This window comes from Salipiger marinus, assembly GCF_900100085.1.
In the GTDB taxonomy this organism is placed as follows: Bacteria; Pseudomonadota; Alphaproteobacteria; order Rhodobacterales; family Rhodobacteraceae; genus Salipiger; species Salipiger marinus.
Genome location: NZ_FNEJ01000008.1, coordinates 156,632 through 181,522 on the forward strand (window position 1 = coordinate 156,632; position 24,891 = coordinate 181,522).

Sequence of the window (24,891 nt, forward strand, 5' to 3'; positions counted from 1 at the left end):
TCAGTTCAGCACGCCCGCGTCCTTCAGGGCCTGTGCCTTGTCGGGATTGACCCACCACAGGCTGAGATAACCCAGATCATAGGGCGGGATGTCGGCATGTTCGTACATGTCGTAATAGGCGACCCAGTGATCGGCGATATAGCCATCCGGCACGATGAAGAATTCATAGCGCAGGGCGCGGTCCAGTGCCTTCAGCGCCACATCGGTTTCTTCCTGCGTGGTCGCCTCGAAACTGGCGCGGATGATGGCATCGACCAAGGGGCTCGCCAGCCCCGCCGGGTTGAACAGCGAAAACTCCGCCTCGCGCGAGCCATACATCTGGCTGAGCCCGCCGCCCGTGGACAGGAAGGCGCCATAGCGGGTGGAATAGATCATGTCGTAATCGCGGTCACGCTCGCGCAGGGTGAACTGCGCCGGATCGATCTTGGTATAGCTCGCATCCACGCCGATGCCGCGCAGGTTCTGCACATAGGTTTCGTGCATCGCCTCCACGGTGCTGTCGATGTTGGAGGGGATGATCATGCGCAGGCGCAGGGTCTGGCCTTCGGCATTGCGCGCCAGCCCGTCCTGACCCACGTCCCAGCCCGCCTCGTTCAGCAGGCCCATGGCCTGCCGCAGGGTGCGGCGGCCCAGAAGATCGGAAGGATCGGACTCATGCATGGTCCAGACCTCCTCGGTCAGCATCTCCTCGGGCACCACGTCGCCCAGCGACTGCAGGAACTCCAGCTCGGCGCCTTCGGGCAGGGCTTCCGCCTCCACATGGGTGCCTTCGACAAAGGAACTGCGCGGCGCATAAAGCCCGTAGCGCAGGCTTTCATTGGTCCATTCGAAATTGAAGGCCATGGCGATGGCTTCGCGCACGCGCTTGTCCTGCAGCTGCGGGCGGGCGAGGTTGAAGATGAAGCCGGTGGGATTGGGCGGGCTGCCATCCAGAATCTCTTCCTTCTTCACCGTGCCTTCCTGAATGCGCGGGAAATCATAGGAGGTAGCCCAGAGCCGCGGATCGGATTCGACGCGGAAGGTGTATTCGCCCGCCTTGAACGCTTCGAAAGACGCGGTCTGGTCGGCGAAATATTCGACCCGGATGCGGTCGTAATTGTAGCGGCCCTTGTTGAAGGGCAGATCCTTGCCCCAGTAATCGTCGCTCCGCTTGTAGACGATGCGGCGGTTCACGTCATAGCTGTCGAGCATGTAGGGGCCGGAGCCCACCGCCACCTCCAGCCGGGGTTCGTCCAGACGGCGGTTTTCGGGATCCTCCTCGAACCATGCCTTCTTGAAGACCGGCGTCGCGCCCACGGTCTCGATCCGGGAGCGTTTGGTCAGTTCGGTGTTGAAGGTGAATTTCACCGTATGCTCGTCCAGCGCCTCGGCGCCGGTGACCATTTCGGACACGGCGGCGGCATAGGAGGGCAGGCCCTGCGTGATGAAGAGCTTGTGGGAATAGACCACATCTTCGGCGGTGACGGGGGTGCCGTCCCAGAACGTCGCCTCGGGGCGCAGATGGAAGATCACCCAGGATCGGTCCTCGGGATATTCAAGGCGTTCCGCCAGCACGCCGTAATACTGGCCCACCGTGTCTTCGGTGTCCTGAATCAGCTGGTCATACTGGATGGTGGTCAGCGCCCCGGACCGGCCCTTGCGGGAATAGGGGTTCATGCTGTCAAAGGTGCCCGACGCCCCCAGAACCAGCTCGCCGCCCTTGGGCGCGTCGGGATTGGCGAAGGGGAAATGGTCGAAATCGGCGGGATAGTCGAGATTGCCGAAATAGGAATAGCCGTGCGAGGTGATGACCTGCTGCGCCTCCGCCTCCTGCGTGGCGGGGGCGGCGGTGTCCTGCGCCCGGAGCGAGGTGGCGGCCAGCGCAAGCCCCAGCGCGGTCAGCGCACAGATCAGCGGGCGGAAGGACGGAAGACTGGTGGCTCGGGCTGCGGCGCGCGGCGTCCGGTTCATGTGCTCTCCCCTGTGGTCGGCGGTTTGCCTGACATTTGGCCCAAGGTAAGGGCCGGGGCAGACCACATTCAAGCCGAACTTGCTGGCGTTTGCGTGAGCCCGCGCGATTTCCCCGCGAGCCCGCGCGTCCCTGCCCGGAACCGGCACGAAAAAGGGCCATGACCTGCGGCCATGACCCTTGATGCAGAGGTCCGGAAGGACCGGTCAGCCGTCGAGGCTGTCCAGATAGGCGATCAGGTCCACGCGGTCCTGCGGCTTGGGCAGACCGGCAAAGCTCATGGTCGTGCCGGGGGCCGCGTTGCGCGGGCTTTCAAGGAAGTGGAACATGTTTTCCGGGGTCCAGGTGTCGCCCACCTGCAGCAGCGCGCCGGAATAGCTGAAGCCGTCGACCGCATCAATGGCGCGGCCCACGACGCCGTCCAGATGCGGGCCGGTGGCGTTGGAGCCATCGATCTTGTGGCAGGCGCGGCACTTGCCGAACACCCGCTCGCCGGCGGAGGCGTCGGCGGAGGCCATCAGCGTGGCGAAATCCACCTCGGGCTCGTCTTCGGCGGGGCCTGCATCCTCGACCTCGATCACGTAGGAGGCCACTTCTTCGCCGCCATGTCCGCCCACGCTGTAAAGTGACTCGCCGGCCCAGCCCCCAAGAAGATAGATCAGGAAGGCGCCGCAGAACCCACCCACGGCCTTCGTCATCGTCATCGTGTCGAACATGTGTCGCTAATCCTGTCGCTCGGGTGTCCTGAAGATATCCGTTGGCGGGGTATCTACGGCTTCACTTGATGTCTGGCAAGGTATACTACCCGCGACGAAACGCCCACAAGAGCCCGAAGGGCCTAAAATATCGTGAGACTGTCATGACCGACCGCATCGCCTTTCAGGGAGAACCCGGCGCCTATTCGCACGAGGCCTGCCGGGACGCCCGTCCCGACATGGAGGCGCTGCCCTGCCACACCTTCGAGGAGGTGATCGCGGCGGTGCGCTCCGGCGAGGCGCGTCTGGCGATGCTGCCGGTGGAAAACACCACCTATGGCCGGGTGGCCGACATCCACCGCCTGCTGCCGGAAAGCGGGCTGCGCATCGTCGGCGAGGCTTTTGTGCGGGTGCATATCAGCCTGATGGCGCTGCCCGGCGTGACGCTGCCCGAGCTGCGCAAGGTGCGCGCGCATCTGGTGCTGCTGCCGCAGGCGGCAAGCTTCCTTGCCAGCTACGGCATCAAGGGTGAAGCCGCCGCAGACAGCGCGGGGGCCGCCGCCGAACTGGCGCGCAGCGGCAGCCGCCAGACCGGGGTGCTCGCCTCCGATCTTGCCGCCGAGACTTACGGGCTCGAGATCCTCGCCCGCCATATCGAGGATCACGCCCATAACACCACGCGCTTTCTGATCATGGGGCAGGAGCCGGATCTGACGCGGCGTGGCGATCACGGCATGATGACCACCTTCATCTTTCAGGTGCGCAACATTCCGGCGGCGCTGTACAAGGCGATGGGCGGCTTTGCCACCAATGGCGTCAACATGACCAAGCTGGAAAGCTACATGGTGGACGGGTCGTTCACCGCGACGCAGTTCTATGCCGACATCGAAGGCCATCCCGAGGATCCGGCGGTGCGCCGCGCGCTGGACGAGCTGGACTATTTTACCGAGAAACTGGAAATCCTTGGCGTCTATCCCCGCGATCCGCGGCGCGACTGACGCCGGGCAGGGGGGACGGATGCTGAACGAGGACAAGGTTCTGGCGCGCGCGGCGGCCACCGCGCCGCGGCGGCTGATCGGCGTGGGCACGCTGGGCGGTCTGGGCGGGCTGCTGATCTGGCTTGCGGTGACCGAGCCGCCCGCGCAGGTGATCTGGCAGGTCTTCCTGATCGTGCTGGGCGTGGTGGCGCTGGTGATGGCGTGGCGCATGTGGCAGGTCACGGGGCGCGAGATCCTGCTGACCGAAGAGACGCTCAGCGACAGTTCGGGGGCGGTGATCGCGCATGTCGCCGATGTGGTGAAGGTCGATCGCAGCGCCTTTGCGCTGAAACCGTCGAACGGCTTTGCGCTGACGCTCCGCGAGCCGGGGCGGCGCGCGTGGTTTCCGGGCCTGTGGTGGCGGATCGGGCGCCGGGTGGCGGTGGGCGGCGTGACCGCTGCGCGCGACACCAAACCCATGGCCGACATCCTGAGCGTGATGCTGATGCGCCGCGACGGGCGTTTGCCGCCCGCCGACGAATAGGCTGTGCCGCGCCCGCCGGTCATGGTGGGCGCGTGGCGGCGTCAGCCACGGCCCCAGCGGTAATTGATGCTGGGTTCGACGTTGTTGCTGCCATCTTCGTTGGTGCAGCTGCCGCTGCAGCCGGTGCTGATCAGCGGCGCGCCGCCGCTGCTGGCAGCCCCCACCCAAGCGAGCTGCGGCGCGTAGCGCGGATGGGTGAAGCTGAAGGTGTGAATCTCGAACGGGTCGAGCCCGACCGAGAATGTCGGCTGATAGTCGTCCCACGTTTCCACGAGGATGACCTGCGTGCCGCCGGTCATTTCCGGCATGAGCCGGGTCAGGTCAGCGGGCAGGTTGCCGCTGAGCGAGGCATGATCGCCCCGCGCCGCCGACCAAGCGACATTGTAGCGGTTGTCAGAGGCGTCATAGCGGACCACGGTGATGCGCAGATCGGTCTTGTACCATGTGTCCCCCACCAGACCGGGCAGCGCCAGCGAGTCCAGCGGGTCCGCCGAATAAAGCGTGTCATCGGTCAGCGTCAGCAGCTTCAGCAGGCGGTAGGTGTTGTCGATATAGGTATCGTCGATTTCCTGCGTCTCGCGGGACAGCAGGTCACCGATGGCGTAATTGGCTTTCTGGTTGACGGACTGCTGGCGGAACACGTCGAAGAAGACCCAGCAGGCGGCGAAGATCAGAAAGACCACCGGCAGAAAGATCATTATTTCCAGCGTGACATAGCCGCGGCTGTCGCGGCCAAAGCGCGCGAGGCGGGCGATGGGGCGTCTGAGGGTCATGGCCTCTGTCCTTACAGCGGTTCCGCCACAAAGGCGGTGGTGGAGGTCAGCGCGGTATAGCCGTCGTCATCCTTGGACAGCGCCGCCGTCAGATAGCCCCCGGGGCCGATGGGGCGGTATTTGTAGCAGGCGCGCAGCAGCATCACGTCATGCCCCTGTCCGGCCTCGAAGAAACGCTGCGGGTTGACCGGCAGGCCGGTATCCACGCAGGCGACCTGTGCCGGGGGCACGATCCAGTCGCGCATGTCCAGCCGCACCATTTCCAGTTGCAGCATGCTTTCGCAGCTCAGCAGCACGGGGGCGCGTTCGCAGATCTCGGCCTTGAGTTGGTCGGCGGTGACAAGCCGTCCGGTGGCCAGCTTCACATGGCGCACGCTTTCGTCCAGCGCCCGGTCCAGCGTGCTCTGGCGCAGGGTGCTGGCGCCCAGTTCGATGGCGGAAAGGGTCAAGCCCACGATGAAGGGCATCCACAGCGCGAAGGGCACCAGCGCCATGCCATCTTCGCTGCGGCAGAAACGGCGGAGGGCGGTTCTGACAAATCCGGTCATTGCGTAAGCCTCAGCTGGTTGAGCGTGTGGGCGATGGTGGAGAAGGCCTCCGAGATCTCGACCCCTTCGACACGGAAGAAATGCGAGGGCGAGGAGGCGCAGTTGCGCATGACATTGGCGCCGTGATCCGTCACCTCGAAGCCGATGGTCCAGATCAGGATGCCCTTCCGCTTCGCGGCGTCGCAGATGTCGTCAAGCAGGCTGTCGCCGAGCGTGGAGTCGTAGCGCTGGTAGTAGAAGTTGCCCCAGCTGCTCGACCGGACGTAGTTCTGCAGATAATACCAAAGGTTGTAGCGGTCCCAGTGGGCATATTCGGAATCGCTGTCGTAATAGCCGGAGCGGATGCGGTAGGACCGGTCATGCTGGCCGTCGGTCATCAGCACCACGGTCTTGAGCACTTCCTCGTCGTCATAGGCGACGGGGCGGCCTTCGAAGACCTGGTCAACCTTGCCCTTGGCGATCATGCCGCTGGCGATGCGCTGTGCGCTGGGATCAAGCAGCGCCGTGCCCCATTTCATCCCCATGAAGATCGAGGTGCCGGCGCGGGGCTGCAGCTGGTCGATCTGCGCCTTGAGCGCGGTGCGGTTCTGGCTGAAGGCGGTGATGCGTTCGTAATCATAGCGCGGGCAGATCGTGTCGGACCGGCTGTTGGCGCCGTTATAGTTCCACTGGAAATGCTGCATCTGGTCGAAGCGGGTGGTGTAATCCAGCGTGGTGGAGGCAAAGGCGCTGTTGGGCATTTCGATGCAGTGCGAATAGCCGTGCCGCCAGTTCACGTTCATGTAGCTCAGGATTTCGGGCCCGGCATTGACGTGTTCGGAATAGGGCACCAGCGAGATCGAGACGAGATCCTCGTTGCCCTCGTCCAGCAGCGTGTCGACAAAATCCTTGGCGGCGGCCTGCAGTTCTTCAAGCTTGTCGCCATCATCCATGGACCCGGAGATGTCGACCACCAGCGAGATCTCGACCTTGTTGAACCGTTCGGTGGCCTGCGCGAGCGCGTCCACCTGCAGCGTGTCGACACCCAGCAGGCGCAGCACGTTGGAGGTGGCGGTCATGCGGCCCTCGGCGGTCACGGTGCGGTAATTCAGGCCGTCATCCACATCGACCGACACCAGCGCGTCGCCAAGCGCCATCCGTTCCATGTAATCGGTGACCACCGCTTCCGGATCCAGCGACTGGTCCAGATCGGTGGCGGCCAGCACGGCACGGTCGAGCGTGTTCTGCAGCTTCGTGCGCTGCAGTTCGGCATACATCATGTCGATGCCGATGCCGCCAAAGACCAGCATGACCATGATCACCGCCACCACGAGGATGGAGACAAAGCCGCTTTCGTCGCGCCGCCACCGCCGCAGGTAGGACAGAAGCGCGGACGCGGCCGTTTCGGTGCGCGGACAGGCGTCTCCGAAGTCAGACTGCGTTTTCATTTCCCCGATTCCTTTCTTCCGGAGAAACTCCCGGACAGGCCCCACAAGATTTACAGTGCAATGGCAGTCTGTATGGGCGCCCAAAATGGCCAAATTTGGGCCGGTTTAATCGAATTTTCGGCTATCTTTCTGGATTTGCGGGACAAAAGCCGGGGTGTGCGGACAGATCGCAAGGATTTGGAAACAATGAGGGGTCAGGTTGGTGAACTGCGGGCTTTGACTCGCGGCGATTGTGGCCAAACCGCGATGCGACTCGATCTGACACGCCGCTTGACAGAGCGCGGTGGCGTGCTCTGTCTCGGGGGGCGGGCGCGGCCGATGACCGCCGCGGACCGAAAGCCGGCGCCGTTTGCCGGACGTGATCGGAGGACCATATGAGCGCTGCACCATCCAACGAGCCGACATTCCGCCAGAGCGTGGATCTGATGTTCAACCGCGCTGCGGCGCTGATGGATCTGGCCCCCGGGCTGGAGGAGAAGATCCGCGTCTGCAACGCCACCTATACGGTGCGTTTCGGGGTGCGGCTGCGCGGCACCATCCACACCTTCACCGGCTACCGCTCGGTGCATTCCGAACATATGGAGCCGGTCAAGGGCGGCATCCGCTATTCGCTGGCGGTCAATCAGGACGAGGTGGAGGCGCTGGCGGCGCTGATGACCTATAAATGTGCGCTGGTGGAAACGCCGTTCGGCGGATCGAAGGGCGGGCTCTGCGTCGATCCCCGCCTTTACGAGGAGCACGAGCTGGAGCTGATCACCCGCCGCTTCGCCTATGAGCTGATCAAGCGCGACCTCATCAACCCCAGCCAGAACGTGCCTGCGCCCGACATGGGCACCGGCGAACGGGAAATGGCGTGGATCGCCGACCAGTATGCGCGGATGAACACCACCGACATCAACTCCCGCGCCTGCGTCACCGGCAAGCCGCTGAACGCGGGCGGCATCGCGGGCCGGGTGGAGGCGACGGGGCGCGGCGTGCAATATGCGCTGCGCGAGTTCTTCCGCCACCCCGAGGATGTGGCCAAGGCGGGGCTGTCGGGCAAGCTCGACGGCAAGCGCATCATCGTGCAGGGGCTTGGCAATGTCGGCTATCACGCCGCCCGCTTCCTGTCCGAGGAGGATGGCGCCAAGATCACCGGCATCATCGAACGCGACGGCGCGCTGTTCGATCCGCGCGGGCTGGATGTGGACCGGGTGCGCGACTGGCTGGTGCGCCATGGCGGGCTGTCGGGCTATCCCGAAGGGCAGTTTTCCATCGATGGCGCCAGCCTGATGCAGGAAGACTGCGACATCCTGATCCCCGCCGCCATGGAAGGGGTCATCAACCTGACCAATGCCCATCACATCAAGGCGCCGCTGATCCTTGAGGCGGCGAATGGCCCGATCACCGCCGGGGCGGACGAGGTGCTGCGGGCGCGCGGCACCATCATCATCCCCGATCTTTACGCCAATGCGGGCGGGGTCACGGTCAGCTATTTCGAATGGGTCAAGAACCTGAGCCATATCCGCTTTGGCCGGATGCAGCGCCGTCAGGAAGAGTCGCGGCACCAGCTTGTGGTGGACGAGCTGGAACGGCTCGACGTGGCGATGGGCGACCGCTGGAGCCTTGATCCCCGGTTCAAGGAAAAATACCTGCGCGGCGCTGACGAGCTGGAACTGGTGCGCTCGGGTCTGGATGACACGATGCGCACCGCTTACCAGTCCATGCGCGAGGTCTGGCACGGGCGGAATGACGTGACCGACCTGCGCACCGCCGCCTTTCTGGTCGCGGTGGACCGGGTCGCCAAAAGCTACAAGGCCAAGGGCCTGTGACCGGCGCGCCGCGCTCGCTGCAACGTGAGCGCGGCGCGCAAGCCGCACCGTGACTTTTGTGCGCGACTCCTGTATCCCTTCTGGCCGACTGGCGTCTGACAGGGGGATGCGCGATGCGGGCTTTGATGATGGGACTGATCGGGCTTGGCCTTACCTCCGGCATGGCGGCGGCGCAGGGCATGGACCCTGCGAACTGCGCGCAATCGGCCAAGGTGGTCATGGAGGCGGTGCAGGCCCGCAAGGACGGCATTCCGCAGGCGCGCACCGAACGCGAACTGCGCCGCGTGCTCGACCGCAACGCGGGGCAGCAGCTGGCGGAGTGGATCTATTCCCTGCCCGCAGACGAGCTGACCCCCGAAGTGGGCCGCAGCTGGAAGGCGCAGTGCGAAGGCCAGTAAGCGTGGGCCGCTGGACTCGCGCTGCCGTGGCGCGGATAATGCCGCGATGAGTCTGCCACCCGGTTTCCTTGATGAATTGCGCAACCGCACCAGCCTTGCTCAGGTGGTGGGGCGCAAGGTCTTGTGGGACAACCGGAAATCAAATCAGGCCAAAGGCGACCTCTGGGCGCCTTGCCCGTTCCATCAGGAAAAATCCGCCTCCTTCCACGTCGATGACCGCAAGGGATTCTACTACTGCTTCGGCTGCCACGCCAAAGGCGACGCCATCTCTTTCGTGCGTGAGACCGAAAATGTGGAATTCATGGAGGCGGTGGAAATCCTTGCGCGCGAAGCCGGGCTGACCATGCCCGCGCGGGATCCGCAGGCGGCGCAGAAGGCCGACCGCCGCGCGCAGCTTTCCGAGGTGATGGAGCAGGCGGTGCGCTGGTTCCGCCTGCAGCTGCGCACCGCCGCCGCCACCGAGGCGCGCGCCTATCTGGACCGGCGCGGGCTGAAGGCGGATGTGCAGGACCGGTTCGAACTGGGCTTTGCCCCCGATGGCTGGCAGAATCTGTGGGACCATCTGCGCGGACAGGGCGTGGCGGAGGATCTGATTCTGGGCGCGGGGCTGGCCAAGGCCTCGGACCGGGGCCGCGCGCCCTATGACGTGTTCCGTCACCGCATCATGTTCCCCATCCGCGACGGGCGCGGGCGCGCCATCGCCTTTGGCGGGCGGGCGATGGATCCGAACGACAACGCCAAATACCTCAACTCGCCGGAAACCGAACTTTTCGACAAGGGCCGCAGCCTTTACAACCACGCCCCCGCGCGCGAAGCGGCGGGCAAGGGCCAGCCGCTGATCGTGGCTGAGGGCTATATGGACGTCATCGCGCTGTCAGAGGCGGGGTTTGCCGCCTCGGTGGCGCCTCTGGGCACGGCGGTGACCGAACACCAGCTGGCGCTGCTGTGGCGGATCACCGACGAGCCGATCATCGCGCTGGATGGCGACAAGGCCGGGCTGCGCGCCGCCTATCGGGTGATCGACACCGCGCTGCCGCTGCTGACGCCGGGCAAAAGCCTGCGCTTCGCGCTGATGCCCGAAGGACAGGATCCCGACGATCTGCTGCGCGCCAAGGGGCCGCAGGCGGTGCGGGCGGTGCTGGATCAGGCGCAGCCGATGGTGCAGGTGCTGTGGCGCCGCGAAACCGAAGGCCGCGTGTTCGACAGCCCCGAACGCAAGGCAGCGCTGGAGGCCTCGCTGCGCGAGACCATCGGGCGCATTCAGGATCCGGCGCTGCGCGGCTATTACGACGCCGAACTCAAGAACCTGCGCTGGGTGCTGTTCCGGCACAAGCGCCCCGCGCAGGCGCCCCGGTCGTCGCAGGGCAGGGGGGGACGCCCCGGCCCGGGCGGGCGCTGGACCCCGCCGCCCGAGCCGCCAAGCGCGTCCGCCAAGGCCTCGCATCTGGTGGCGGCGGGCGATGATGCCGAAACGCAGCTGCGCGAGGTGGTGGTGCTTTGCGTGCTGCTGAACACGCCGGTGCTGATCCCGGAATTCGAAACCCGGCTTGAACGGCTGGACTGCGCCGACTGGCGCCACGCGGCGCTGCGCGACGTGCTGCTGCGCAGCGCAAGCAGCGATCCGGCCGATCTGAAGCACGAGGCAGAGGCGGCAATCGGGCCGGAAGCCCTTGAAACCTTGCTGTCGGCACGCCATGTCGCGGTCGTGCCCTGCCTTCGCCGTCCCGAGGATGTGGACCTTGCCCGTCTGACCGTGGCCGAGGCCTTGGGAAAGATCGCGGCGCAGGCCGGATTTGTGGCCGAGCTTGCCGAGGCCGTGGAGGATCTGGAGCATCTGGCGGATGAAGCTTTGACCTGGCGGCTTGCGCAGGCGGCGCAGGCGCGCAATCAGGCGGTTCTGAACCGGGCCGAAGACGAGGTGGAATTCGACCTTGGTCCAAACGGGGCCCGGATCGACAAGGAGGAACGCAGTGCATTTGACGCGCTCATGCAGCAGATTCGCTTTTCAAAAGGCCGGAGCTAGATCGGCTTGAACGGAAAGATGCAGGAAAGACAGCGAGACGGGTGGCCGAATCATTCGAATCGCCTCATGATTCGGAGTCTCGAATCACTTTATTCGCGCGAGCGCCGGTCCAGCACCGGCACCTCCCTCTGACGGAGCACTTCATGGCAGCCAAAGATACCGACGACGCCAAGCCGGACACTCAGGATGACGGCCACAGCCTCGACATGAGCCAGGCCGCGGTCAAGAAGATGATCGCCGAGGCGCGCGAGCGGGGCTACATCACCTATGACCAGCTGAACGAGGTTCTGCCGCCCGATCAGGTCAGCTCTGACCAGATCGAAGACGTGATGTCGATGCTTTCGGAAATGGGCATTCAGGTCACCGAGGACGACGAGGAAGGCGAGGAAGACGACGCCAAGGCCAAGGGATCGACCGAACTGGTCGATGCCTCGCGCGGGCGGGATGTCGCGCTGTCCGGGGGCGGCGCCGAAAAGCTGGACCGCACCGATGACCCGGTGCGCATGTATCTGCGCGAGATGGGCTCGGTCGAACTGCTGAGCCGCGAGGGCGAGATCGCCATCGCCAAGCGGATCGAGGCGGGCCGCAACACCATGATCGCCGGGCTTTGCGAAAGCCCGCTGACCTTTCAGGCCATCACCATCTGGCGCGAGGAACTTCTGTGCGAAGAGATCCTGCTGCGCGACGTGATCGACCTTGAAGCCACCTTCGGCAACCAGCTTGACGAGGAAGGCGGGCTCGAGGAGCCGATGGTGGATGCGGCGGGTGTCACGATCCAGCGCAACCGCAACACCGACCCGGAGCTTGATGCCGACGGCAACCCGATCATCAAGGAAGATGACGAGGAAGACGACGATCAGGCGAGCATGTCGCTGGCTGCGATGGAAACCGCGCTGAAGCCGCGCGTGCTGGAAACGCTGGACCGCATCGCCCGCGATTACGAACAGCTGGCCGAAATGCAGGACGCCCGGATCAGCGCGACGCTGAACGAGGATGGCAGCTTTTCCGCCGGGGCGGAGGCGATGTATCAGAAGCTGCGGTCCGAGATCGTGGAACTGGTCAACGGCCTGCATCTGCACAACAACCGCATCGAGGCGCTGATCGACCAGCTTTACGGCATCAACAAGCGCATCATGTCCATCGACAGCGCCATGGTGAAGCTGGCGGATCAGGCGCGGATCAACCGGCGCGAATTTGTCGACGAATATCGCGGCAACGAGCTGGATCCGAACTGGATGGACCGCATGGCCGAAAAGAACGGTCGCGGCTGGCAGATGTTCATCGAACGCTTCTCCGACAAGGTGGAGGAGCTGCGCAGCGACATGGCGCAGGTCGGCCAGTATGTCGGGCTCGACATTTCGGAATTCCGCCGCATCGTCAATCAGGTGCAGAAGGGCGAAAAAGAAGCCCGTCAGGCCAAGAAGGAAATGGTCGAGGCGAACCTGCGTCTGGTGATCTCGATTGCCAAGAAATACACCAACCGCGGGCTGCAGTTCCTTGATCTTATTCAGGAAGGCAATATCGGCCTGATGAAGGCGGTGGACAAGTTCGAATACCGCCGCGGCTACAAGTTCTCGACCTATGCCACATGGTGGATCCGTCAGGCGATCACCCGGTCCATCGCGGATCAGGCGCGCACCATCCGGATCCCGGTCCACATGATCGAGACCATCAACAAGCTGGTGCGGACGGGGCGCCAGATGCTGCACGAGATCGGTCGCGAACCGACGCCGGAGGAACTGGCCGAAAAGCTCCAGATGCCGCTGGAAAAGGTCCGCAAGGTGATGAAGATCGCCAAGGAGCCGATTTCGCTGGAAACGCCCATCGGCGACGAGGAAGACAGCCAGCTTGGCGATTTCATCGAAGACAAGAACGCGATCCTGCCGCTGGATTCTGCCATTCAGGAGAACCTGAAGGAAACCACGACCCGCGTGCTGTCCTCGCTGACCCCGCGCGAGGAGCGGGTGCTGCGGATGCGTTTCGGCATCGGCATGAACACCGACCACACGCTTGAAGAGGTGGGCCAGCAGTTCAGCGTGACCCGCGAGCGGATCCGCCAGATCGAGGCGAAGGCGCTGCGGAAACTCAAACATCCGTCCCGCTCGCGCAAGCTGCGCAGCTTTCTGGACCAGTGATGACAAAGGCGCCCCGCGGGGCGCCTTTTTGCTGTCACGCGGGGCTTGCCTGATCCCCTGCACAGGGCGTATTCTGGGGACATTACCCTTGAGTCTCCGCTGTCATAGCTTGCCCCAATTTTGATGACCTGAACCTTGCTTCCGGCGCCGCCGGATCCGCCATCCCTGACGCCGAGTTCCGGCATTTCCTCCCAGAAATGGGCAATGCGATCCGCTTTAAGCGGAACTTTATGATTTTGGCTGAGTTTATTCCTTGAACCGCATTGGAGAGACAGATGCTGCGCCTCACCCTGCTGACCGCCATCACCACCTGCACGGCCGTGGCCGCTTTTGCTGCGACCGAGGCGCTGATGACCGAAAACACCACCGTCATCGACATTGAAGTCGCCCCCGAAGATCTGGCGCGTTGCGAGATGACGCTGCAACAGGTGGCCGGGATGCCCGTCGTCACCGACAGCGGCTCGCCCATGCTTGTCGATCAAAGCGCCGATCTGCCCAGCGTCCGCTGCGTCGCCACCGAAGCCTGACCGACGAAGGGCAGGGCAGGTGCAGACCAGCTTTACCATCGCCACGCGCGGGCCGGGGCTTTATGACTTTACCCGCGACGTGGCGGACTGGGCCAGCGGCACCGGGCTGCTGACGCTGTTCATCCGCCACACCTCTGCCTCGCTGCTGATTCAGGAAAACGCCGATCCCGAGGTGCAGAGCGACCTTCTGGCCTATCTTGACCGGCTGGTGCCGCCCTCTGACGATCCGTCCATGTCCTATCTGACCCATACCTATGAGGGGCCGGATGACATGCCCGCCCATATCAAGGCGGCGCTGCTGCCCGTGTCGCTGCAGATTCCGGTCAGCGACGGGCGGCTGGCGCTTGGCCGCTGGCAGGGCATCTATCTGGTGGAACACCGCCGGGCCCCCCATCAGCGGCAGGTGGCGGCGCATCTGTCACGCTGAGCCATCCCCCTTATCTTGACCGGCCAAATGCCCCCTACCCAAGGTCTGGCGGCTCCCCTATAGTGGCTGTGGATAACTGGGGGCACCCCCATTGTCGGGCCGAAAATACAGGGGGACGGGGGATGCGCTGCCCTTTTTGCGGAAACATCGACACGCAGGTGAAGGATTCGCGCCCTGCGGAGGATCACGTCTCGATCCGGCGGCGGCGTTTTTGCCCGGCCTGCGGCGGACGTTTCACCACCTATGAACGGGTGCAGCTGCGCGATCTGGTGGTGATCAAGACCAGTGGCCGCCGCGAGGATTTTGACCGCGACAAGCTGGAACGGTCGATCCGCATGGCCATCCAGAAACGCCCGCTGGAACCGGAGCGTATCGACCAGATGATTTCCGGCATCGTGCGCCGTCTGGAAAGTCTGGGCGATACCGACATCCAGTCGAAGCAGATCGGCGAGATCGTCATGGAAACGCTCGCCCGGATCGACACCGTGGCCTATGTGCGCTTTGCCAGCGTCTACAAGAATTTTCAGGCGGCGGATGATTTCGACAAGTTTGTCAGCGAACTGCGCCCCGGGGCTGGCGGCGAAAAGTGACCGATGACGCGCGTCACATGGCTCATGCGCTGCGGCTGGGCCGCCGGGGCATGGGCCAGTGCTGGCCCAACCCCGCCGTGGGCTGCGTGATCGTGCGTGAGGGTCGCGTGGTGGGCCGGGGCTGGACCCAGCCCGGCGGCAGGCCGCATGCCGAACCTGTCGCACTGGCGCAGGCAGGCGAAGCGGCGCGCGGCGCCACCGCCTATGTCACGCTGGAACCCTGCGCGCATCATGGCCAGACCCCGCCCTGCGCCACGGCCTTGGCCGAGGCGGGCATCGCGCGGGTGGTGGCGCCTTTGGCCGACCGCGATCCGCGCGTGTCGGGCAAGGGGTTCGAGATGCTGCGCCGCCGCGGCATCGAGGTCACCACCGGCATTCTGGCCGAGGAGGCGGCGCGCGACCATTCCGGCTTTTTCCTGCGGATCGGGCAGGGCAGGCCGCATGTCACGCTGAAGCTTGCCAGCAGTTTTGATGGCCGCATCGCCACCGCCACCGGCGAAAGCCGCTGGATCACCGGTCCCGAAGCGCGGGCGGTGGTGCATGCGCTGCGCGCCAGCCATGATGCGGTGATGGTGGGCGCGGGCACCGCGCGCGCCGATGATCCGGACCTGACCGTGCGCGGCTGGGGCCCCCGGCGCCAGCCGGTGCGGGTGGTGGTGTCGCGCCTGATCGACGTGCCGCTGATGAGCCGCCTTGCCGCTTCGGCCCGCGACGTGCCGGTCTGGCTGGTGCACGGGCGCGACGCGCCGGTGCAGACGCGCAGGGCTTGGGAAAGCTGCGGCGCCCGCCTGCTGCCCTGCGCGCTGACGGGCGGACGGATCGATCCGGCGGCGCTGCTGTCCGGTCTTGCCGCCGAAGGCCTGACCCGGGTCTTCTGCGAAGGTGGCGGCCAGCTTGCCGCCTCGCTGCTGGGGGCCGATCTGGTGGATGAACTGGTGGGCTTTACCGCCGGTGTGGCGCTGGGGGCCGAAGGCCGCCCCGGCATCGGCGCGCTGGGGATCGACCGTCTGGCGGAGGCGCCGCGCTTCACGCTGGCGGAAACCCGCGTCGTTGGCGCGGATGTCATGCACCGCTGGCATCGCCGCGCGGCCTGACCGGTTCCGCGCCTTCCGCCGAATTTTCCTGATCTCTCACGCAGTTCCTGGGCAGGGCCCTGCCTTGGAAAACCCGTGCCCGATGGATGACCTAACGTCACCCGGTCAATCCCGCATTCCGGCAAGAAGCCGCGTGCGACTTCAAGAATCCGTCATGAAACTCCGTTAACCGACCAGAGCGGGCCTACCGTGCCGGGTCCGCGTTTGACTCATCGTCCTGAAAAAATGTCGGAAAACAATGTTTTCCGGCAACCGAAGGACTTTTGTTGCGCTCGGGGAGCTTGATATGACCGCGATCTTCATCAACGAATTTCACTATGACAACGTCGGAGGCGACACCGGCGAGATGATCGAAATCGCAGGCCCCGCCGGCACCGATCTGACCGGATGGTCCATTGTCCTGTATAACGGCAGCAACGGCTCGTCCTACCGCACCGTGACGCTGTCGGGCAGCATCGACGACGAGGGCGCAGGGTTTGGCGCCGTGAAGATCGCCGAGAGCCTTGCCGCCGACTCGATCCAGAACGGATCGCCTGATGCCATCGCGCTGGTCAATGCCGATGGCGCCGTGGTGCAGTTCCTGAGCTACGAAGGCACGCTGACCGCCGTGGGCGGCCCTGCCGATGGCATGACCTCGGTCGATGTGGGCGTGGCCGAGACCTCCTCCACCGATGTCGGCCTGTCGCTGCAGCTGACCGGCACCGGCACCGAATACGAAGATTTTACATGGGCCGAGCCTGCCGCCGAAAGCATGGGCGGCATCAACGCGGGCCAGAGCTTTGGCGGCGATGAGGGCGCGGTCAGCTATGCCATCGCCGACGCGCAGGTGAGCGAAGGCGATACCGGCACCGCCACGCTGAGCTTCACCGTGACCCGCACCGATGGCGCGGGCACCGCGACGCTGGACTGGTCCACCGCCGACGGCACCGCCACGGCAGGCAGCGACTACACCGCCGCCTCCGGCAGCGTGAGCTTCGCCGAAGGCCAGACCGAGGCCACCATCGACGTGACCGTGACCGGCGACACCACCCCCGAAGCCGCCGAGACGCTGACCGTCACCCTGACCGATCCCTCGGGCGAGCTGACCATCAGCCAAGCCACCGCCACCGGCACGATCCTGAATGACGAGGCGACGCTGATCTCCACCATTCAGGGCAATGCGGACACGCAGGGCTCGAACGCAGTCAGCGGCACCGACAACATGGATGCCAGCCCGCTGCGCGGCCAGACCGTGACGGTCGAGGCCATCGTGGTTGGCGATTTCCAGAACGGCGACGCCGACGAAGGCCGCAGCCTTGGCGGGTTCTACCTGCAGGAAGAAGACGCGGATGCGGATGGCGATGCCTCCACCTCCGAAGGTCTGTATGTCTTTGACAGCTCCTTCGGCACCGATGTGCAGGTGGGCGACAAGGTGCGCGTCACCGGCACCGTCACCGAATATTTCGGCATGACGCAGCTTGGTTCGGTCTCCTCGGTCGAGGTGATCTCTTCGGGCAATGCGCTGCCCACCGCCGCCGTGATCGATCTGGACGGCGACGTGTCGCAGGCGCAGGATGGCGGCTATCAGGCCGATCTGGAAGCCTATGAGGGCATGCTGGTCACGCTGCCCGCCACGCTGACCATCACCGAGCAGTATCAGCTCGACCGGTTCAACGAAGTGATGCTGTTCGACACCAACGGTTTCGAGCAGGCAGGCCCCGACGGCACCACCATCGTGGGCGAGCGTCCCTTCACCTACAGCCAGTTCAACACCCCCGACGCCGAAGGCAATGACGCCTATCTGTCGGAAATCGGCGGGCGCCAGATCATCTATGATGACGGTCTGAACCAGCAGAACCAGCCGATCGACAATCTGGACGGCTTCCAAGGCTATTCCACCGGCACCGCCCCGTCGATGGGCGACACGGTGACCAACCTGACCGGCGTGCTGGATTACCAGTGGGCGGGCAACTCCGCCTCGCAGGCGACATGGCGCGTGCGCGGCACCGAAGACGGCCAGAACAGCTTTGACGACACCAATCCGGTCGCGGACGTGATCGCCGAGGTGGCAGGCGACATCAAGGTGGCCAGCTTCAACGTGCTGAACTTCTTCACCTCCATTGATGTCAGCGGCAACGAAGGCATCGGCCCGAACCTCGACATGGAAGGCCGGGGTGCCGACAGCGTCGAGGAATACGAGCGGCAGCTGGAAAAGACCACGACGGCCATTCAGGGTCTGGGCGCCGATGTGGTGGCGCTGGTCGAGATCGAGAACGACTTCCTTGAAGGTGGCATCGCACCGGGCGCTGACGGCGCGCAGGGTGATCGCGGCATCGCCATCGCCGCGCTGGTCGACTCGCTCAACGCCGCAGAAGGCAGCGATGTCTGGGCTTGGGTCGATCCGGGCAGCGAATTTGTCGGCGGCGATGCCATCGCCGGTGGCTTCATCTACCGCAGCGACAAGGTCGAGATTGCCGACGGCACCTCTGCCGCCTTACTGACTGATGCCGCGGTTGACGCCGATCTGCTGGCGCAAAGCACCGTGGGCGGCATCTTTGACGGCTCCGGCACCAGCCGCGCGCCGCTGGCCGTGACCTTCGCAGCCCTTGCGGGTGGCGAGGAAATGACCGTGGTGGTCAACCACTTCAAATCCAAGGGCGGCACCGGCACCGGCGCCGATCTGGACGCGGGTGATGGCGCAGGCTCGTTCAACAACCAGCGCGTGCTGGCGGCGCAGGCGCTGGATGCGTGGCTTGACACCAACCCCACCGGGTCGGCCACGCCCAACATGCTGCTGCTGGGCGATCTGAACGCCTATGCCTCCGAAGATCCCATCGCCTACCTCACCGACGAGGCGGGCTTCGTGAACGTTGTCGAGGAATTCCTCGACAGCAGCTATTCCTACCTGTTCGACGCGATGCTGGGCACGCTGGATTACGCCATGGCCTCGGTCGAACTCTTCGCCAAGATCGTTGACGCGCTCGAATGGCACATCAATGCCGACGAGGCCGATGCGCTGGACTACAACACCGATTTCTCCCGCGATCCCGACATCTTTGACGGCAGCGTGCCGACGCGCGCCTCCGATCATGATCCGGTGGTCGTGGGCATTGACCTTTCCGAAGAGGACAGCCCCATGACAGTCTCCCTTTACGATGGCGCAAGCTACGAGGGTTCGATCGAAGCCACCGGCGCGCTGGACGTGCAGCACCTTGCCTCGCTGGAACTGGACGGTGCCGAAATCGCCGCCTTCGCCGAGGGCAAGCTTTATGTGACCTCCTCCGGGGGTCTGCAGATCGTCGACATCGCCGATCCGGCCAACCCGGTGCTGCTGTCGACGGTGAATTTCACCGCCGCGGGATATGGCTTTGCCACCACCGACATCACTTCGGTCGCGACCAATGGCGAATTTGTCGCCGTGGCGCTGCCCGCCGCTGACAAGACCGAAGCGGGCAAGGTGGTGCTGCTGGATCTGGACGGCAATCTGGTGGCCTCCTACGACACCGGCGCGCTGCCGGATGCGGTGACCTTTTCCCCCGATGGCACCAAGATCCTTGTGGCGAACGAAGGCGAGCCGGTCGATCTGGCGCTGGACAACCCCAAGGGCGGCGTGACGGTCATCGACATCGCGGCGGGCACCGATGCCGCCACCGTGACCCAGCTCGACTTCACCGCCTTTGACGGTCAGGAAGACGCGCTGCGCGAAGCGGGCGTGCGCATCTTCGAAGGCCAGAGCGTGTCCGACGATCTGGAGCCGGAATTCATCTCCGTCTCCGCCGATGGCCTGACCGCCATGGTCACCCTGCAGGAAGCCAATGCCATCGCGGTGCTGGACCTGACCACCATGACCTTCACCGACATCGTTCCGCTGGGCGGCAAGGATTTCTCGGACCTTCAGGCCGATTTCTCCGACCGCGACGGCGGCATGAACCTGACCACCGGCAACCCGGTGATCGGCCAGTTCATGCCCGATGCCATCACCTCCTACACCGCCGAGGATGGCCAGACCTATTACATCATCGCCAATGAAGGCGACGACCGTGACGACTTCATGGACCCCGAGGAAAGCGAACGCGCAGCCGACGTGACGCTGGATGCAGACGCCTTCCCGGATGCCGCAGCCCTGCAGGCGGACGAGGTGCTTGGCCGTCTCAACGTCACCAACGCGCCGCTGCTCAATGGCGACATCGACGGCGACGGCGATGTGGACCAGCTGCTGGCCTATGGCGCACGCTCCTTCTCGATCCTCGACGAGACCGGCACCATGGTGTTCGACAGCGGCGACGCGCTGGAGCGGATCATCGCCGCCGAATTCCCCGAGCTTTGGGATGATGGCCGGTCCGACAACAAGGGCCCGGAGCCCGAGGGCGTGACGGTCGGCGTCGTGGGCGACAAGGCCTATGCCTTCGTCGGTCTGGAACGCTCCAACATCACGCTGATCTTTGACGTCACCAACCCCGCCGACGTCAGCTATGTCGGCTCCGCAGGCAATGCGGGCGATGTCAGCCCCGAAGGCACGCTGGTGATCTCTGCCGAAGACAGCCCCACCGGCGAGGCGCTTTATGTGGTGACCAACGAGGTGTCCGCGACGCTGGGCATCTACTCTCTGGACGAAGCGGAGCCCGCCGAGGCGCCGACGCTGACCATCACCGAAGCCTGGGTGGGTCAGGATGGCACCGATCTGACCGGCGACTGGTTCGAGGTCACCAATACCGGCGATGTCGCCTATGACATGTCTGTGCATGGCGCGCTGTATTACGATGACGAAAGCCGCAGCGCTGCCGACGCCACCGTGATCGACGGCGTGTCGATGCTGGCCCCGGGCGAGACCGCGATCGTGGTGATCGGCACTGCCGACGATGCCGCAACCTTCCGCGATGTCTGGGCCGCCGAGGCCGATCTGACCGACGTGCAGGTGGCCTTTACCGATGGTTCCGGTCTGGGCCAGTCGGGTGACGGCGTGACCCTGTGGGTCGGCAACCCGCTTGCGGGCGGTGTCGAGGCCGATTTTGCGGTCATTCCGGAACTGGCCAGCGGCGTCTCCTACGACGTGGCGCTTGGCGAAGGCTCCACCGTGGGCAATGCCTCGGGCGCCGTGGCGACCGAAGAACTGGGCGGCAGCGACGGCACCGAACCTGCCATCGCCTCGCCGGGCACGGTGGGCACGCCTGCTGCGCCGAACTTCACGCTGGAACTGCTGCACTTCTCCGATCAGGAAGCCTCGACCTCGGCGCTGCTTGACGCGCCGAACCTGTCGGCCGTGCTGAACGGCCTGCGCGCGCAGGATGTGGGCAATGACGGGATCGCCGACAACACGCTGACCCTGTCTTCGGGGGACGCGATCATCGGCTCGCCCTTCTACGCCGCCTCCGCCGCCGTTTACGGCTCGGCGGGCATCGCCGACATCCAGATCCAGAACGAGCTGGGCATTCAGGCCATGGCGCTTGGCAACCACGAATTCGACTTCGGCCCGGCCAACCTTGCCGGTCTGATCTCGGGCGAGGCACCGGGCACCATCCTTGGCGAGGATTTCGGCGGGACCGACTTCTCCTACCTGTCGACCAACCTCGACTTCTCGACCAACCCCGAACTGGGCGCGCTGGAAGTGGCAGGCGGTCAGGCACCGCAGGGCGGCACCGTCACCTCTTCGGTGGTGCTGACCGTGGACAGCGAACAGACCGGCACCACCGAACTGGTGGGTGTCGTGGGCGCCACCACGCCGACGCTGGGCCGCATCTCCTCGCCGGGCAATGTGGGCGTGTCCCCGCTGCCCTTCGACAACACCCCCACCGCCGACCAGCTGGACGCGCTTGCCGCCGAAATCCAGGCCGAGGTCGACGCGCTGCTTGCCGCCAACCCCGGCATGGACAAGGTCATCCTGATGGCCCACATGCAGGTGCTGGACATCGAAGTGGAACTGGCGGGCCGCCTGAGCAACGTCGACGTGATCATCGCGGGCGGGTCCAACACCCGGCTCTTTGATGAAAACGACCGCCCGCGCGATGGCGACAGCGATCAGGGTCAGTATCCGATCTTCACCACGGATGCCGACGGCAACCCGATCGCGGTGGTCAACACCGATGGCTCCTACAAGTATGTCGGGCGTCTGGTCGTCGACTTCGACGAAAACGGCCACATCATCCCGGAAAGCTATGATGCCGACGTGTCGGGCGCCTATGCCACCGACGCCGAGGGCGTGGCCGAACTGGGGGCCGAGGATCTGGTGGATGCGGAAATCCAGCAGATCGTGGACGAGATCGAGGCGGAAATCGTCGCGACCCAGTCCAACGTCTTCGGCTACTCGGACGTGTTCCTGAACGGCAACCGCACCGGCGCCGATACCGGCACCGATACGGATGGCGTCCGCAGCCAGGAAACCAACCTTGGCAACCTGACCGCGAAGGCCAACCTTGCCTACGCGCAGGAGCAGGACAATTCGGTGATGGTCTCCATCAAGAATGGCGGCGGCATCCGCGCCTCCATCGGCGAGGTCACCGTGCCCGCGGGCGGCACCGAGGCGGTGCGTCTGCCCAATCAGGAACTGGTCGACGGTGACGGCAACGTCATCAAGGCCGAAGGCGCCATCAGCCAGAACGACATCAGCTCGGCGCTGGCCTTCAACAACGGCCTGTCGCTGGTCAGCATGACCGCGGCAGAGATGGTCGCGGTGCTGAACCATGCCGCCAACAGCGGCGGTCAGGGTGCCTTTGGCCAGTTCGCCGGGGTGGAATACAGCTTTGATCCGGCGCGCCCCGAAGGCAGCCGGGTCACGCAGGCCGACATCGTGGACGAGGATGGCAACGTCCTTGTGGCTCTGGTGCGGAACGGCGTGACGGTGGCGGATGCCGATCTGGTGATCCGCGCCGTGGTGCTGAACTTCATGCTGCCGAACGGGGACGGCTACCCGCTCGATCTGTCGAACCCCGACCGGGTCGACCTTTACGATCTGGATGGTGACGGCGAGGCGGATGCGCTGCGTGACGGTGTTGCGACCTTTGCCGACAATGGCACCGAACAGGATGCCTTTGCCGAGTATCTGGCCGCCAACCACGGCACGGTCGACACCGCCTTTGACGAGGCAGAGACGGGCCGCGACAGCGACCTGAACATCACCAACCTCGGCTTTGCCCGTCAGGTGCTGCGCGGCGATAACGGCGACCGCCCGGTGTCCATGGTCACCGACACGTTCGACGGCGCCGATGTGCTGCGCGAGCGGGTCGTGGATTTCGACAACGGCAACATCCAGACCCTGCAGTGGAACGCGGCAGGCCAGCTGGAAAGCACGGCCATGGTCACCGACACGCAGAAGACCGTGCGCACCTATGACGAAACCGGCGCGCGCAGCGGCGTGACGGTCCTGCAGGAAGATGGGCGCGAACTGTCGGTCACCTTCGAAGACGGGCTGATCGCCACCCGCGGCATGGTCGACACGAAAGATGTGCTCGACGTGGCTTCGGTCGCGATGCAGTTCGAAGCCGGAGAGCTGGTCGAGCGGGTCACCACCTATGACAACGGGCAGGTCATCACCGCCGAATTCGACGCGGGCATGGTGGTCAGCACGCTGCTTGAGGACAATGCCGATGTCTTCGCCTTCTCCTCGCTGGAGCGGGTCTATGACAACGGTGTCCTGACGGGCGCCACGGCGGTTCTGGACAATGGCGACATGGTCGAGACCACCTATGAAGATGGCGCGGTGGCCGTGACCCGCCGGATCGACGGCGAGACCGGCAACCAGCGCGTGACCGGTGCTGGCTCGGATGACATGATCTCGGGCGGTGCTGGCAACGACCTCATGGCAGGCAAGGGCGGGGCGGATGTCTTCGTCTTCGCGGCGGCGGGCTTCGGTCAGGACCAGATTGCCGACTTCACCCTTGCGGAGGCCGATCAGCTTGACCTGACCGGTCTGGGCATCGGCGATCTGGACGGTCTGATGGCGGCGGCGGATCTGACGCAGATGGGCAACGACCTGCTGCTGGACTTCGGCGCCGACGAAATCCTGATCAAGAACCTGTCGCAGGGCGATCTGGACAACACGGCCTTCGTCGCGCTGCCGATGGCCTGATCGACCCCGCCTCAGGGCAAAACGACATGCAGGGTGGCACCATCGGTGCCACCCTGTTTTTTTGCGCAGGCCCCGGGACCGGTCAGCCGCGCAGGCGGTGCGCAAGCCGCGCAGGCAGGCGTGCCGCACCGCAGGTCATGCGGGCAGCCACGGTGCGATCTGTGGAGCGGAAAGGGCGGGGTGGGTCAGTCCAGCCGGTCGGCAAGGTCTGGCGGCAGCCGCAGGTCATTGCGCATGAGGGCGACCAGACAGCGCAGGGTGAACGACCCCGCGCTGACCAGAACCAGCCCGATCGCTGCGGCGACAAGGTCATTGACCAGTTCGGACCCGCCCTTCAGCAGCTTGACCGCCTCGATCAGCCCGCCCAGCACCAGCCCGACCGGCACCAGCCACAGCAGCCAGCCGGGACGGACCACCGCCGCAGGCAGCACCAGCACGGCATAGGCCAGCACATGTTCGAACTTGTCGGAGACCAGCGGGCGGTGATCCAGCGCGGGCAGGATTTCCAGCGATCCGACCACGATCAACACGGCCGTTGCAGCGGTGAAGCCGCCGATCAGAAGGTCAGTGCGGGACACGGTGCGGCTTTCCTGCGGCTGTCGAGAAGATACCGCTAGCTCAGTCGGTTCGGGATTCAAATTCATGTCTTTATCTAATTTCGCAAACGCAAGGTCTTGAAACTGCAAGAAACCCCGGACCGCGGCTGCGGCACTCGGAGCGACCATACGAGACGGATATGGAAAGGAGGGAGGAGACGGGGGGTACTGACGGGACCGAAGAACTGACGCTGCTAAACCACGGGGAAGGCGTGGTGCCCGGGGGCGGAATCGAACCACCGACACGAGGATTTTCAATCCACTGCTCTACCCCTGAGCTACCCGGGCACGGGAGAGAAGCATCACTGCCTCTCGGGTGAGGCGGGGGATAGCCGAG

At 64.9% G+C, this 24,891-nt stretch carries 17 protein-coding genes and 1 tRNA gene; 11 read left to right on the top strand and 7 right to left on the bottom strand.

All coding sequences use genetic code 11. The features are described from left to right. Entirely contained in the window at positions 1 to 1,950 is a 1,950-nt protein-coding gene (locus BLR51_RS11095; RefSeq protein WP_089846874.1) for an extracellular solute-binding protein, read from the bottom strand. A 204-nt stretch (positions 1,951 to 2,154) separates the two neighbouring features. After that, positions 2,155 to 2,664, bottom strand: a complete 510-nt coding sequence (locus BLR51_RS11100) for a c-type cytochrome (RefSeq protein WP_089846876.1) — start codon at positions 2,662 to 2,664, stop codon at positions 2,155 to 2,157. A 143-nt stretch (positions 2,665 to 2,807) separates the two neighbouring features. On the opposite strand from BLR51_RS11100, the gene BLR51_RS11105 reads away from it, so the two are divergent. Next, positions 2,808 to 3,641: a prephenate dehydratase gene (locus BLR51_RS11105; RefSeq protein ID WP_089846878.1), complete on the top strand. Its 834-nt coding sequence runs from the start codon at positions 2,808 to 2,810 to the stop codon at positions 3,639 to 3,641. A 19-nt stretch (positions 3,642 to 3,660) separates the two neighbouring features. Then, positions 3,661 to 4,164, top strand: a complete 504-nt coding sequence (locus BLR51_RS11110) for a hypothetical protein (RefSeq protein ID WP_089846880.1) — start codon at positions 3,661 to 3,663, stop codon at positions 4,162 to 4,164. Positions 4,165 to 4,205: 41 nt separating this feature from the next. On the opposite strand, the gene BLR51_RS11115 is transcribed toward BLR51_RS11110, so the two are convergent. From BLR51_RS11115 to BLR51_RS11125, 3 genes are read right to left on the bottom strand one after another with little or no spacing between them, the layout of a single operon-like run. Continuing rightward, positions 4,206 to 4,937: a TadE/TadG family type IV pilus assembly protein gene (locus BLR51_RS11115; protein ID WP_207543618.1), complete on the bottom strand. Its 732-nt coding sequence runs from the start codon at positions 4,935 to 4,937 to the stop codon at positions 4,206 to 4,208. Positions 4,938 to 4,948: 11 nt separating this feature from the next. Then, positions 4,949 to 5,485, bottom strand: a complete 537-nt coding sequence (locus BLR51_RS11120; RefSeq protein WP_089846882.1) for a TadE/TadG family type IV pilus assembly protein — start codon at positions 5,483 to 5,485, stop codon at positions 4,949 to 4,951. After that, positions 5,482 to 6,912 carry a TadE/TadG family type IV pilus assembly protein gene (locus BLR51_RS11125; RefSeq protein ID WP_089846884.1) on the bottom strand — a complete coding sequence of 477 codons (1,431 nt, stop codon included), beginning with the start codon at positions 6,910 to 6,912 and terminating at the stop codon, positions 5,482 to 5,484. The genes BLR51_RS11120 and BLR51_RS11125 overlap by 4 nt, the downstream gene beginning before the upstream one ends. Positions 6,913 to 7,286: 374 nt before the next feature. On the opposite strand from BLR51_RS11125, the gene BLR51_RS11130 reads away from it, so the two are divergent. From BLR51_RS11130 to BLR51_RS11170, 9 genes are all read left to right on the top strand, one after another. Beyond that, complete coding sequence (locus BLR51_RS11130; protein WP_089846886.1) at positions 7,287 to 8,723, top strand: Glu/Leu/Phe/Val family dehydrogenase; 1,437 nt, start codon at positions 7,287 to 7,289, stop codon at positions 8,721 to 8,723. A 125-nt stretch (positions 8,724 to 8,848) separates the two neighbouring features. Further along, positions 8,849 to 9,121 (top strand): hypothetical protein, encoded by a 273-nt coding sequence (locus BLR51_RS11135; RefSeq protein WP_242656714.1) that lies wholly within the window; start codon positions 8,849 to 8,851, stop codon positions 9,119 to 9,121. A gap of 46 nt (positions 9,122 to 9,167) precedes the next feature. Continuing rightward, the gene (gene dnaG / locus BLR51_RS11140) at positions 9,168 to 11,144 is read left to right on the top strand and encodes a DNA primase (protein ID WP_089846891.1); all 1,977 of its coding nucleotides are present in this window, start codon (positions 9,168 to 9,170) and stop codon (positions 11,142 to 11,144) included. A gap of 143 nt (positions 11,145 to 11,287) precedes the next feature. Continuing rightward, positions 11,288 to 13,279 (top strand): RNA polymerase sigma factor RpoD, encoded by a 1,992-nt coding sequence (rpoD, locus tag BLR51_RS11145; RefSeq protein ID WP_089846893.1) that lies wholly within the window; start codon positions 11,288 to 11,290, stop codon positions 13,277 to 13,279. 275 nt (positions 13,280 to 13,554) lie between these two features. Next, positions 13,555 to 13,806, top strand: coding sequence for a hypothetical protein (locus BLR51_RS11150; protein ID WP_089846896.1), 252 nt, complete (start codon positions 13,555 to 13,557; stop codon positions 13,804 to 13,806). 19 nt (positions 13,807 to 13,825) lie between these two features. Next, positions 13,826 to 14,233 (top strand): secondary thiamine-phosphate synthase enzyme YjbQ, encoded by a 408-nt coding sequence (locus BLR51_RS11155; protein WP_089846898.1) that lies wholly within the window; start codon positions 13,826 to 13,828, stop codon positions 14,231 to 14,233. Between the two features lie 122 nt (positions 14,234 to 14,355). Further along, a complete protein-coding gene (gene nrdR / locus BLR51_RS11160; RefSeq protein ID WP_089846900.1) occupies positions 14,356 to 14,823 on the top strand; it encodes a transcriptional regulator NrdR in 468 nt (155 codons plus the stop codon). Further along, complete coding sequence (gene ribD / locus BLR51_RS11165) at positions 14,820 to 15,917, top strand: bifunctional diaminohydroxyphosphoribosylaminopyrimidine deaminase/5-amino-6-(5-phosphoribosylamino)uracil reductase RibD (RefSeq protein ID WP_324782069.1); 1,098 nt, start codon at positions 14,820 to 14,822, stop codon at positions 15,915 to 15,917. The genes nrdR and ribD overlap by 4 nt, the downstream gene beginning before the upstream one ends. Positions 15,918 to 16,203: 286 nt before the next feature. Next, a complete protein-coding gene (locus tag BLR51_RS11170; RefSeq protein ID WP_165616805.1) occupies positions 16,204 to 23,958 on the top strand; it encodes an ExeM/NucH family extracellular endonuclease in 7,755 nt (2,584 codons plus the stop codon). Positions 23,959 to 24,143: 185 nt separating this feature from the next. Here BLR51_RS11170 and BLR51_RS11175 read toward each other — a convergent pair whose 3' ends face one another. Next, the gene (locus BLR51_RS11175; RefSeq protein WP_089846906.1) at positions 24,144 to 24,536 is read right to left on the bottom strand and encodes a hypothetical protein; all 393 of its coding nucleotides are present in this window, start codon (positions 24,534 to 24,536) and stop codon (positions 24,144 to 24,146) included. Between the two features lie 231 nt (positions 24,537 to 24,767). Further along, a tRNA-Phe gene (locus tag BLR51_RS11180) sits at positions 24,768 to 24,842 on the bottom strand. Positions 24,843 to 24,891 lie beyond the last annotated feature (49 nt).